The sequence below is a fragment of the uncultured Campylobacter sp. genome (genome assembly GCF_938045225.1).
In the GTDB taxonomy this organism is placed as follows: Bacteria; Campylobacterota; Campylobacteria; order Campylobacterales; family Campylobacteraceae; genus Campylobacter_A.
On sequence record NZ_CALINL010000174.1, the window covers coordinates 1 to 12,351 of the forward strand.

The 12,351-nt window shown below is 45.8% G+C and carries 6 protein-coding genes, 1 tRNA gene and 1 pseudogene; 2 read left to right on the top strand and 6 right to left on the bottom strand.

Annotated features, from left to right (window positions below; translation table 11 throughout):
- Window positions 1-225 (top strand): annotated as a pseudogene (locus tag Q0200_RS06450) (DNA helicase RecQ); the annotation flags it as partial.
- A 91-nt stretch (window positions 226-316) separates the two neighbouring features.
- Here Q0200_RS06450 and Q0200_RS06455 read toward each other — a convergent pair.
- The 5 genes from Q0200_RS06455 to dapB all read right to left on the bottom strand — a co-directional run bounded on the left by Q0200_RS06455 (window position 317) and on the right by dapB (window position 7,952).
- On the bottom strand, window positions 317-2,407 hold the full coding sequence (locus tag Q0200_RS06455) for a TonB-dependent receptor (RefSeq protein ID WP_297939205.1): 2,091 nt from the start codon (window positions 2,405-2,407) through the stop codon (window positions 317-319).
- Window positions 2,408-2,719: 312 nt separating this feature from the next.
- Window positions 2,720-4,819, bottom strand: a complete 2,100-nt coding sequence (locus Q0200_RS06460; RefSeq protein ID WP_297939208.1) for a TonB-dependent receptor — start codon at window positions 4,817-4,819, stop codon at window positions 2,720-2,722.
- A 370-nt stretch (window positions 4,820-5,189) separates the two neighbouring features.
- Window positions 5,190-5,266 (bottom strand) — tRNA-Met (locus Q0200_RS06465).
- A 271-nt stretch (window positions 5,267-5,537) separates the two neighbouring features.
- A complete protein-coding gene (purF, locus tag Q0200_RS06470) occupies window positions 5,538-6,875 on the bottom strand; it encodes an amidophosphoribosyltransferase (protein ID WP_297939211.1) in 1,338 nt (445 codons plus the stop codon).
- Between the two features lie 309 nt (window positions 6,876-7,184).
- On the bottom strand, window positions 7,185-7,952 hold the full coding sequence (gene dapB, locus Q0200_RS06475) for a 4-hydroxy-tetrahydrodipicolinate reductase (protein ID WP_297939213.1): 768 nt from the start codon (window positions 7,950-7,952) through the stop codon (window positions 7,185-7,187).
- A 141-nt stretch (window positions 7,953-8,093) separates the two neighbouring features.
- Here dapB and Q0200_RS06480 point away from each other — a divergent pair, with 141 nt between their 5' ends.
- Entirely contained in the window at window positions 8,094-10,937 is a 2,844-nt protein-coding gene (locus tag Q0200_RS06480; RefSeq protein ID WP_297939216.1) for a M16 family metallopeptidase, read from the top strand.
- Between the two features lie 176 nt (window positions 10,938-11,113).
- On the opposite strand, the gene Q0200_RS06485 is transcribed toward Q0200_RS06480, so the two are convergent.
- On the bottom strand, window positions 11,114-12,319 hold the full coding sequence (locus Q0200_RS06485) for an ankyrin repeat domain-containing protein (RefSeq protein ID WP_297939220.1): 1,206 nt from the start codon (window positions 12,317-12,319) through the stop codon (window positions 11,114-11,116).
- Window positions 12,320-12,351 lie beyond the last annotated feature (32 nt).

Sequence of the window (12,351 nt, forward strand, 5' to 3'; positions counted from 1 at the left end):
CTAGAAGGAACAGCTTTGGTTATTTCGCCTTTGATTTCACTAATGAAAGATCAGGTAGAGGAACTTAAAGTTTTAGGTATTCCAGCACAATGTTTACATGGTAATTTAGAAAAACATGAGGAGCAGAATATTATAGATTCACTTTTAAAGGGCGAGTTAAAAATTTTATATATTTCTCCGTCCGCGTTTTCTAGTATAGAGTATTTAACGTCAAAAAGCCGATAAACGCTTTCATCTATCGGCTCTATGTACTGAGTAGGCTTTGCGCTGGCTACACCAATCATAATCAAAGCTCCCAAAAATAATTTAACAATCCTTACCACTTCGCGCTTACCTTAAACCAAAATCTCCTACCCTCTTCAGGATACCAGTAGTAGTTGCCGTCATCGGCCATTCCCTCGTCGTAGCGGATATTATCAAAGATATTGTAGGCGGTCAAATTTAGGCTTAAATTTTTATTTACTTCCCAGCTAGCACCCAAATCGACGGTAAAAAGCTTTTTGTCGTTTTCGCTTACTTTATTGCCGGGGCCGAATTTGACGCTGGTTAGCTCGCTCGCGTAGTTTGCCCCGATAAAGGTGCTCACGCTTGCGATAGGCTTATACGTAAGCGTCAAATTCGCCGCGTGCTCGGGCGTTGCAGTCAGAGATTTGCCGTCTAGTCGGCCAAGATTGGTCTGGCTAAATTTAACCGGACCGTTTGGGGTATTGATCGTCGGATCGCCGGTTTTGATTTTGGAGTTGTTGTATGTGTAGTTGCCGCGCAAATTTAGATTTTTTAGTATGTCGTAGTCTGCGCTAAGCTCGATGCCCCAGACGTCTGCACCGTCGATGTTAAAGTAAGTTCCCCAGCCCGGGCAATTTACGTGCGGAGCCGTAGCGCACGAGCCAAATGCCGGAATACGGTTGATGCTACTGCCGTCGGTATCTAGGATTTTATCTTTAAACTCGTTTCTAAATAGAGTAACCGAACCTCTAAAATCGTCGCCGCTATCGTAGTAAGCGCCGATTTCATAAGTTAGGCTCTTTTCGGGTTTTAGGTCTGCGTTACCAAAGTCTACGATCCTCCAGCCGCCTTGTATGGTGCCGACTTCCGGCGAGATCTGATTGACGTTCGGCGTTTTATATCCTGTCGCTACGCCGCCTTTTAGCGTCCAGTTGTCGGTTAGATTATAAACTAGATACGCACGCGGCGAGAGATGATCGTCGAAAAATTCGTTATGAGTGAAGCGGCCGCCCAGCGTCAAATAAAGCTTGTCGTCTAAAATCTCCCACTCGTCTTCTAAAAATGCCGCATGCTCTTTCATAGAGTAGGCTTTCGGGTTTCGCAGTACGCTTCTGCTCGAATTTGATACGATAAATGTGGTTTTAACCGTCTGTTTGCTGAAATCATAGCCGAAAGTTAGCGTATGCGAATCTAGGAAGGTGCTAAATTTGGAGTTAAAGTTGTGGTTCTTGACATCAGCCGGCGTTAAGCTATCAAAGAGGCTCGTTCGCTTCGTCTCGTCATAAATGTAACTTACGTCGGCATTTAAATTTTCAAAATTTCCCAGGTATCCTACTCCGTAGCTATCTTTTTTGTAGTCGTAGCTATTTAGTAGCCTGTTTGTCCTTACGGTTGCCGTCTTGCCGACGGTCCTTGAGTATTCGTGGCGTTCTTGGGAGGCTAGGAGATAAAATTTATTGTATTCATTCGGCGTGATCCATAGTTTGGCGCTAAAGTTTTTCTTATCGCTTTCTTGATAGCCGCCCGGATAGCTATCCTCGTCGCGTAATTTTTTGTAGCCCCAGAGCTGAAGGCCGAGGTATTTGTTAAGAAGCGGGAAGTTAAGATAAAAGTCCGCTTGGCGCTGCGAGCCGATGCCGCTATGAGCCTGCGCGGTACCGGATATACTCACGGAGCCGCTAAATTTATCGAAGTTTTTCTTCGTGATGATATTTATGACTCCGCCCACCGCATCGCTACCGTAAAGCGAGCTCATCGGTCCTCTGATGATCTCGATGCGTTCTATCGCCTCAACCGGCGGGATAAAATTTGAGTTCATATCGCCAGCACCGCCTTTTGGATTGGCCGCGCTTGAATTTACTCTTTTGCCGTCTATGAGAACTAGCGTTTGCGAACGTTCCATGCCTCGGATCGAGATACCGCTGGCAGGTCCGTCCTCGCCGCCTATAACGCTAACTCCCGGAGCTTTTGAGGCGATAGAGTGAAGCGAGGTGAAGCTATCTTTTGCCAGGTCGTCATTTTTAACGATTGATATGCTGGCGGGTGCGTTTTTAATACTTTGCGAAAAACCGCTAGCCGTGACTACGACCTCTTCTAAATTTATATTATCTGCGGCTTGTAAATTTATTGCGCATACTAGAGAAACGATAGGCGCAAAAGCTTTATTTTTTAAAACAATCATATAAAATCCTTTAGAATACTTAAGATTGATTTAAGTTATCAATCTTTCTTTGCGAATAATAACTAATATGGAATAAATTTAATATTAATTATCGTATACAGATAGAATTTGCCGCCAAAGACTAGATGGCCAATCTAATAAGATGGGTTTGAGGCAATTTTTAAAGCTTATAAGATATGTTAAATTTGAAATTTTATCTATCCCGCAGTCAAAGCCAAGTCATTGGCACTAAGTTTTTAATTTTTGGGCCGCGATAGATGAAGCGGTTTTATAACCGATAAAAACGATAGGATAACCTATCGTTTTTATATTTTAATTAAAATTATAGTGGAAATTCACCATAAACGATCTCTCGTCGCCTAGCCTCGAGCTTGAGCGCCAGTATTTTTTATCAAAGAGATTGTTTATAGCTAGCGTCATTTGCGCATGCTCGGTGAAGCTATATCCCGCGCTCACGTCAACTCTAGCAAAGCCCGGCAAGTGTTGTTCTTGGATTCTACCGCCGCTAGTAGAGTAAAAGTAGCGTTTGGAGTAGCCGGTAACGCCGCTTTCTACGTACCATTTGTCGGCATTTACGTAGCGTAAAAAGACATTGCCCTGCCAGCGCGTGGTTTCATTTAGATTAAGCCCTTCGTTTAGCGGGTTTGAGTTGTCTTTAGTAACCTTGGCGTTTGTGTAGCCAAGCGAGCTGCGCAGGTATAAATTCTCATAAATTTGTCCTAGCACGTTTAGCTCGATGCCTCGGCTACGCTCCTTGCCGCGAACCGCCCAAGTATATGGGTCGTTTGTAGGGTCTGGCTGATAGCGGATATTTTTATGTTCGATCTGAAACACCGCGATGTTTGAGCTAAATTTATTATCCGCCCAAGTGCTTTTTAGTCCGATTTCGTATTGGACGTTGTTTTGCGGTTTTAGATCAAGCTTTGACGTATCTTCGGTGCTGATGCCGATATTGCCTCTACCGCCGTAGGGCGCAAAGCTCTGAGAATACGAGACGTAAGCGGTGTGATCGGTCGCAAAGTCCCATAAAAAGCCGACCCTCGGGCTAAACGAGTCGCCGGTGTAGCTGTTTGTTTGGCCTCTTATGTTTCTGGTTTTAAATTTGTAAAAATCAAACCTACCGCCGAGCATTAATCTATACGTGTCGTCAAGGCTAATGAGATCCTCGAAAAACACGCCGTGATTGATCGCGCGGTGTTTGTTATCGGTCGTGAGCGGGACGTTTCTGTTTGACGTCCAGCTGCCCCTAGATGCGTATGGGTCGATATCTTGCGTATGGGTTCTGCTATACCAGAGCCTTGGATGGCGAGTTTCGATGCTGTTATCGTAGCCGACTGCGATGTTGTGCTTAAATCTCTCGAAATTTAGCTCCTTGGTAAGCGTAAAGGCGTTTGAGATAGTTTCGTTATCTGTCTCTTGCTTTGCGTAGTTTTGCCTTAGTCTGTTGCCACTAACGATACTGCCCGCAAAAAAGTGATCAAAATTTTGGCTAGCTTTTCTGTATCCAAAAACCCATTTTAAATTTAGCTCTTTTGCTAGCTCGGCATTTAATTCCGTGCGAAAAAAGTGCAGTCTGTCCTCCACGAAGTCGCCCTCGTGAGAAAAGCCCTTTTCGTAGTCGATACCTAGTTTGTCGTATACGGCTTTGGTTGGAGTTCTATCGGGCACTCGCCAGGCGTTGTCGTACGTATACTGCGCTTCAAAGCTTACGTCGCCGCTTTGGTTTGTTACGATGACGCTAGGGCTTATCATAAAATTTTTATATTTTATGCCTTCGCGCCACGATTTACCGCGCTCGCCGTCGGTAGTTAGGCGTACGGCCAGTTGATTATTTACCGCGTGGTTTACGTCTGCGCCAAGCCCCCATCTGCTCCAGCTGCCGTATCTACCCGAGACCTTATAAACGGGGGTAAAATTTGCCTTTTTGCTTACTAAATTTACGACCGCGCCGCCGTTGCTCCTGCCGTATAGGATAGAAGCCGGTCCTTTTAAAATCTCGACGCGCTCGACGTTTGCCGTACTACGCCTGATCTGACCCGAGTCTCTCACGCCGTCTCTGTATATATCTCCGCCGTCTACGCTAAAGCCTCTTATTTTTATACTCTCGCCGCGCATATCGTAGCCTGCGTCAATGCCTGCGTTTCCTTCTAGGATGCTTGAAAGATCGTTCGTGCCGTAGTTGCGATTTTTTTGTATATCGATAGTTTCGATAGTTTGAGGTGTTTGCTTGTTGCTAAGTCCGTTTCTATTTACTTCCGCGCTATCGTAGGCGACGTAGCCCTTTAGGTTATCTTGCTCGGAAATGCCTTCGACTTCTACGCTTGGAAGCATCACCGAGTAGCCGTCCGTCTTTGTGTCTGCAACGGCAAAAGTAGCTAAAACAGCGACTGAAGCAAAAATACTAAGTCTCATTATTCTCCCTTGATTTTAAAATAAAAACAAGAGTATATATCAATAATGCTTAAATAATTATTTATAAATTATTTTATAATATACTAGCCATTGCGTATAGCGTGTTTTTATCGCTTGAGCAGAGGTTAATTTTTAAAATTTGAAAAGTAATGCATTTTAAATTTGTGATCTTAAAACTTAACGACACTATTATTATTTTTTAATGCTTGTGATATTTGCGAGAGAACAATAATTTTATAAAAATGTGTTGGAATTACAAACGGCTTAAATTTTTGCTACATAAATTTAAATTTGCTACAAACTTTAAGCTATATTTCATGAAAGGAAAATGCGATATAAAATCGTAGAAAACCCGTATTTTAGAGCTTTATGGTGTCACGGGGGAGACTTGAACTCCCGACCTCCGGCTTATGAGACCAGCGCTCTAACCAGCTGAGCTACCGTGACGTTAAAGTTCGCAATTATATTCAACGTTTGCTTATATATTGATAAAATATTTTCATTTTTGCGCAGTATGGCGCTCGAAATCAAATTTTAAAATTTGATTCGCCAAATTTTGAGCACAAATTTCATCAAATTTAAATCTGTAAAAACCCAAATTTGAAGCAAAACCGCCAAAAACAAAAATTCGCATTTTCAAGATGCGGGTTTTGCCGCTTAAATTTGGCGAGTTCAAATTTGCCAAAATAGGTCAAATTTGAAACGGCAAAGGCCGAATTTACTTGATAAAATAATCCCCGTCAAAGCTAACTAACGAGTATTTGCGCTCGCTGCCGATACTGCTAACTAGCTCGTCCACGTCCAAAAACTCGAGGCTGTCCGCGCCGATATATTTGCATACTTCTTCAGGCGTTTTGTTTGCGCTGATTAGCTCATCGAAGCTCGGAGTATCGATGCCGTAGCGTTCGGGGTATTTTAACTCGGGGCAAGCGACCTTAAAGTGTATCTCTCTCGCGCCCGCGTGACGCAGTAATTCGACGATCTTTTTGGATGTCGTGCCGCGCACGATGCTGTCGTCCACTACGACTACGCTTTTGCCTTTGAGCAGGCTTGCCATCGGATTTAGCTTGAGTTTGACTTTGAGGTTGCGCATCTCTTGAGTCGGCTCGATGAAGGTGCGGCCGACGTAGTGATTTCGCACGATGGCTAGCTCAAACGGTATCCCGCTGGCGTTTGCGTATCCCAGCGCCGCCGGCACGCCGCTATCAGGTACCGGTACGACGAAGTCCGCGCCAATCTTGCTCTTTTTGGCTAGCGTTTCGCCCATTTTTTTGCGTACTTCGTAGACGCTTTTGCCCTCTATGACGCTATCGGGGCGCGCGAAATAAATATACTCAAACGCGCAAACCCTAGGCTCTGGCTCAAAAAGGCGCACGCTCTCAAACTCGCTTTTGCCCTGTTCAAAAACCAGCATCTCGCCCGGCTCCACGTCGCGAACGAAGCTCGCGCCCACCAAATCAAACGCGCACGTCTCGCTAGCTACGATGTAGCCGCCGTCTTTTAGGCGTCCCAGCGAGAGCGGTCTCACGCCCCAGCGGTCGCGTATGGCGAAAATTTTATGGCGCGACTGGATGAGTAGGCAGTAGGCGCCTTTGATCTGTTTTAGAGCGGCGACGATGCGGTCTTGTAGGTGTTCGCTGTGGCTTCTAGCTATGAGGTGGACGATGTTTTCGGTGTCCATGTTGCTCTGAAATATCGCGCCCTCGGCGATCAGAGCTTCTCGGACTTCGTCTTTGTTTACGAGGTTGCCGTTGTGCACGATAGAGACTTGGCCTAGCGAGTAGTTTGCGGCGATGGGCTGGGCATCGGCGGCAGAGTTTTTGCCTGCGGTGGCGTAGCGGTTGTGGCCGATCGCCATATCGCCTTTTAGGCTCTCGAGGTTCGTCTTATCAAAGACTTCGGTAACTAGCCCGCGGCCTTTGACGGTTTCTATACGGCCGTTTTCGCATGCGCTGATGCCGCTTGCTTCTTGGCCTCGGTGTTGCATGGCAAATAGCGCATAATATGCCGTTTTTGCCGCATCTTTAGAATTTATTACTCCAACTATCGCACACATTTTTATCCTTTTTTAGGGGTGTTATCTTTTTACCTTATGCTTCGTTAAAATTTAAATTTCAAGCTCGGTAGACTTCGTGTCTAGCCTATGCTTAAAATTTAAATTTCGCCTCGCCTAAGTCAAAAATATCGCCGCCGATTTTCCGCAATTTTAAAAAATATCAAAATTTAACATAAAAAATAAGGCAAAATATCGCGAAACGAATTTGAAAGTTGCGCAGAAAATTTGGGCGAGGCTAGACGCTCGGTCTGCCGCAAGCCCGAATTTTCAAGCTCTTTCAAAGGCGCTCGCGAGATAAGCCGTTAAATATCACAGCCCCAGGCAATCATCTATCCCGTACAGCCCGCTACCTTGTCCTGCCACCCAAATAGCCGCCTTTATAGCACCCTTGGCAAAAGTCGCGCGGCTAGTTGCGGTGTGATTTAGTTCGATAAACTCGCCCTCGTTGTAAAATCCGACCGTATGCCTGCCTACGACATCGCCGCCTCGCACGGCTAGGATCGCGATCTCGTCCTTGCTGCGAGCCCCGACCATGCCGTCTCTGCCCGTTACTAAAATATCTTTTAGATTTAACCCTCTAGCTGCTGCTACGCGCTCGCCTAGAGTCAGTGCCGTGCCGCTTGGAGCGTCTTTTTTGTGTCTGTGGTGCTGCTCGACGATCTCGGCGTCAAATTCGCGCAAAGCCTTTGAGGCAAGCGCCGCCAAGCGGTTTAAAACTGCGACTCCAAGGCTCATGTTGGTGGCGTAAAGTATCGGCATCGCCGCGCTTGCTAGCTTTAGCAGGTTCGCGCCGTCCTCGCCAAGACCCGTCGTGCCGATGACTAGCGGTTTTGGGTCGGTGCGAGCGTAGTTTAGCAGGTTTATCGCGCCATCTTTGATCGTAAAGTCGATAACGACGTCGCAGTTTGCGAAAAGCTCGTCAAATTTGTCCGTGAGGATGACGCCCTGGGGCAATGCAAAGTCAAGCGGCTCTATCGTATAAGCCGCGCTGAGTTTCGCGTTTGGCTCGTTTTTTAGGCACTCGATGATCATGCGTCCCATTTTGCCGCTTGCGCCGTGGATTCCTATTTTTACCAAAATTTATCCTTTAAAATTTGGGCTAAATTTAGCATAAATTTCATAAAAATAAATTTAGCACGGCCGCCATATTCGCTGCGCGCGGGCAAAAATATTAAAAATCGCGCTATATAATCGGCTTTTTAAATTTAAAGGACGACGATGAGGAAAATTTTGTTTTTATTTCTAGCTGTTTTTGCGGCGAGCGTTTTAGCTAAACAAGTGCCGACCCCAGAGGCTACCAAAACGCGGCAGGCGGACGCAAATTTGAGCGCGTTAAATTTAACGGAGAACGATAAAAACTCGCAAAAGCTAAATTTGACCCAAGACCCCGCCATCGTCAGCGGCGAGCTAGCAAACGGTCTAAAATACTACGTCAAAGAGAACAAGCAGCCCGCAAATTCGGCCTATTTTTATCTAGTCGTAAACATAGGCTCGACCGACGAGCGCGAGAACGAGCTGGGGCTGGCGCACTTTACCGAGCACATGGCGTTTAACGGCAGCCGCGAGTTTAGCAAAAACGAGCTGGTGAAAAAGCTAGAGAGCCTCGGAGTGGCCTTTGGCGCGGATCTAAACGCGCAGACGAGCTACGATCAGACGGGCTATCTGCTAGAAATTCACGTAAACGAGCAAAATTTAAAGGACGTTTTTCGCGTTTTTCGCGACTGGATCGACGGCGTGAGCTTTGACGCGGCCGAGCTGGATAAAGAGCGGGGTATCATCGTCGAAGAAGAGCGCGCTAGAAACACGCCCGCGTATAGATTTTACATCAAAAACCGCGTGCCAGAGCTATACGGCGATAGCATCTACGCCAAAAGGTCGCCTATCGGCGATATGAATATCATAAAAAACGTCGACGTGGCGACCATAAAGGGCTTTTACGAGAGGACGTATCAGCCTAGATTTATGAAATTTATCGCGGTCGGCGACTTTGATAAAAAGCGCATCGAGGAGATGATAAAGCAAAGCTTTAGCTCGGCAAAAAACACGAACGACTATGCAAGCCCCGATAAAACTATCCAGATAAAAAGCGGCTTTAGCGTAAACAACTACGACTCCGCAGAGATCGGGCTAAACTCGCTAAATTTGATCTTCACGCAAAAATATAAATTTGACGACGAGATCCAAAGGCTCAGGCAAAATTTGCTCGCAAACTACATCTCAGACCTAGTCGCGATGATATACGAGCAGCGAAATTTGGCCCTGCGCGGGCGATTTTACTCGCCGATCATCGAGGATCAAAACGTGCTTTACGCTTTTGAGATAAATGCCGTCGAGGATGATTTTAGCGGCGCGCTTAGCGATCTGGCGGGCGTTTTAAAGGGTGTGGAGAAATTTGGCTTTAGCCGGGCTGACTTTGAAAGCGCAAAAAAAGATTTTATAAACTCGGCTAAAAATGCCTATTTGCAAGCGGGGAACAAGCGCTCAAGCGCGGTCGCGGCAAATATCGAGGATACGACTAGGATCGGCGGCGTGCTGCTAGGCGAAAAGGACCTGCGCGACGTTACCTTGGCGCTGCTTGAGAGCATTAGCCTTGAGGAGGTAAACGCAGAATTTAGGCGGATACTTGGCATAAACGCAAAAAATCTAAACGTAATTAGCGCCAAAGGAGCAAAGCTAAACGAGGCTAAATTTGATCAAATTTGGGCGGAGGCAAAGCCGTACGACACGCTAGCCGCAAAGCAGGCAAAGAGCGAGCTTTTCGACTACGGCACGCTAAAACCTAAAAATTTCGTCTCGAAAAAGCATAACGAAAAGCTTGATTTTTACCTTTACGAGCTGCCAAACGGCGCGCGCGTCGCATTTAAAGAAGTAAAAACCAAAAAAGACGTCGTCTGGCTAAGCGCGGTTAGTCGCGGCGGCACGTCGAATTTGCCAAAACCAAAGCAGGGCGCGCTAGCTGTAGAGGTCTCAAACGAGAGCGGGGCGGGGGAGTTTAGCAACTACGACCTGGCTAAAATCCTAAGCGGCAAGCAGCTAAGCTATAGCAAATTTATCGATCAGCTTTCGCAAGGATACAGCGCAAGCTCGGCTAGTGCGGACTTCGAGTGGCTTTTGCGCGCGCTGTTTTTGGAGTTTAGCGAGCCTAGATTTGACGAAAATGCGCTAAAAAAGACAAAAATCAACGAGCTTGAAAAGCTGGAAAAAACCAAAAACCTGCCCGAGCGCAAATTTCGCGACGAATTTGCGAGATTTTTCTACGAAAACAACCCGCGAACAAACCCGCTCGAGGCCGCGGACATAAACGAGCTGCAGATGAACGACGTAAAAAAGATAGTGAAAGAGAAATTTACTAACGCGGCGTCGTATGATTTTATCGTGGTCGGCGATCTAAATTTGACCGCAGCCGAGCCGCTTTTACAAAAATATCTGGCAAATTTACCCGCGCGCGGGGAACGCGAAAATTTCGTCGATGACGGCGTGAGGACGATTTCTGGCGAGCGGGAGTTTAAGCGAAGCTACCAAACCACGCAGCGAAGCGACGCCGCGATGATAATGAAAAATGAAAACGTGAAGTATTCGCGCCCAGAGTTACTGCGCGTAAACGCCCTATCTGCGGTGCTTTCGATGATGCTGCGCGAGGACGTGCGCGAGGACCGCGGGCAGGTCTACGGCCTGGGCGTGCATATGAATCTCGCAAAATATCCGTACGGAAGCTTCACCGCGCATTTTGGCTTTACGGCTGCGCCTGATAACGTAAACGCCGTGCTGGGCGAGATAAAATCGAATGTCGCCGAGCTAAAAGGCGGCGCGGACGTCAAACGCTATCTGCAAAATTTCAAAAAATCAGCGCTCGTAAAAATGCGCCAATCCTACGTTCAGGGCGAGTTTTGGACGCGCGCGCTCATGCGCGAGCTGGTTTTTGGCGATGAGGTTTTGAGCCTGGACGAGTACGAAAAGGCGGTAAATGCGCTCACCGAGCAAGACGTAAGAGACGCGGCGAAACTCTATCTGGACGAGAAAAACGTCGTGATAAGCGTAAATAATCCCGCTTTGGCGAAGTAAAATTTGAGCCTCGGCGGTAAATTTGATTTGCTGCCCGGGCGATGAGTAAAATTTGGCTTTAGATTTGACTAAGGACTGTTAAAATTGAAGCTAAATTTGCCTCTCGCCAAACGAAATTTGAGTTAAACTCGCTCAAATTTAACTCAAATTTTCGCTGACGCTTTATCTCCTTTTATCTATTTGCTTTGTAAATTTGAGTTTAAGTCTGATTTACTTCTGTTGCTATCTACGTAAATTACCTTGGTTGGGTCGCCTTTTAATGTATCCCAAAAACTTATCATACTTTTTAGTTTCTTTTTTTCGTTTGCCCATCGTATAAACGTATAGGTATCACTAAATGCCCCATCTTTATCTGGGCAATACCTCTCTCCATTTTTTATGGACATACGTATTAGTATGGGTATGGTCTGATTTTTATCTATTTCCTCTTTCCAATTATCAATGTGCCATCTATAGCTTTTATAGCACTCCTCATACGCCTTCTTTAGCTCCTCTTTAGTAGGTTGCCCTACGATGTCGTATTTTAAAAGAAGCTCTAGCATGGGTTCGTAGTTCGGGTGGCTATCTAGCGAGATATATAAAGATCGCATAAATTCGGAATCGTCTCTTAGTCCGTGAAAAAACGTATTATGATGATCGTCTAGTTTCGGTTTATACCCGCTAGCAAGGGCAAGCTCGGTCATCTCTACATAGTTATGACTTACTATATATCCCATAGGGTCGTATGCGTCTTTTGATTCCGTATTAACTTGATAGTTGTCTTCAAATATTATCTTTACGTCGTCCCCGTCTATGATAAGCTTTTCGATGTTGTTATAAAACGGAGGATATATGTAGTACTGCACCGCCTTTACTTCATCAAATTTAACCCCGCTATCAAGCAGCAGCTTAACGGTCTTTGTAGAGTTATTTTCTATGGCGTAGGCCAGGGGCGAGAGTTTGTAGTTATCTTGCGCGCGAGCGTTTGCGCCCATATCTATAAGTCTTTTTGCCGTGGCTTCGTCGTCGTAAAAGCTAGCGTACATCAAAGGAGTAACGCCGTCTATTAGTGGAGAGTCTATACTAATGTTATTATCTTGCATAAATTTTAAAATTTGATCCGTTTGCTTTGATTTTAAAAGCTTGCGGAAATTTTCCGCAAATGCGTCGTCCTTTATCTGCTTATCTATATCCCAGTATCTAAAAGCAAAGTCGTCTATCTCCTCTTGCGTTACGTATTTGCTTAGCTCTGAGCCTGGGATTATTTTAGTATCGGCGGTAACGACGAAGCGGGTAGGCGAGCTAAATTTAGAAAACAGTCCGTACTTATCCGCCAAAAGATAAAGTCCTAAAAACAGCGCGGCGTATAAAATAGTTTTAAATAGTTTTAGCAAGTCGTGCAAATTCGATCCTTTTGCTTTCTTAAATTTGCAAA